The organism is Brachyspira sp. SAP_772 (genome assembly GCF_009755885.1).
In the GTDB taxonomy this organism is placed as follows: domain Bacteria; phylum Spirochaetota; class Brachyspiria; order Brachyspirales; family Brachyspiraceae; genus Brachyspira.
Genome location: NZ_VYIX01000277.1, coordinates 1 through 606, shown reverse-complemented (window position 1 = coordinate 606; position 606 = coordinate 1). Strand labels below are relative to the sequence as shown.

Annotated in this window: 1 protein-coding gene; it reads left to right on the top strand. The window is 38.2% G+C overall.

What is annotated here, in order from left to right; all coding sequences use genetic code 11:
* The coding region (locus GQX97_RS14010; RefSeq protein WP_232473445.1) for an iron-containing alcohol dehydrogenase at positions 1 to 606 on the top strand (606 nt) is incomplete at both ends.

Below are 606 nucleotides of genomic sequence, written 5' to 3'. Positions count from 1 at the left end.
ATTGCTGTAATGGCTGCTAATGACGGAGATTATTGGGATTATATATTCGGCGGTACTGGTAAAGGTAAAGCGGTTCCAAATGACCCTCTTCCAGTGGTAGCAATAACTACAACAGCAGGCACAGGTACAGAGGCTGACCCTTGGACTGTAATTACTAATGGAAATGAAAAAATAGGTTTYGGTTATGAGAAAACTTATCCTTATCTTTCTATAGTAGACCCAGAACTYATGAAAACAGTTCCTCCTAAACTTACTGCTTATCAGGGGTTTGATGCGTTGTTTCATAGTACAGAAGGATATATTAATAAAATTGCAAGCGATATGAGTGATTTGTGTGCTTTAAAAGCAATAGAGCTTATAGGCAAAAGTTTGGCTGATGCTGTTAAAGATGGAAATAACATGAAGGCAAGAGAAGATGTTGCTATGGCTAATACTTTATCTGGAATAGTTGAAAGTACTTCAAGCTGTACATCAGAACATTCTATGGAGCATGCTTTAAGTGCTTATTATCCAAAGCTTGAGCATGGTGCTGGTCTTACATCAGAACATTCTATGGAGCATGCTTTAAGTGCTTATTATCCAAAGCTTGAGCATGGTGCTGGTCTT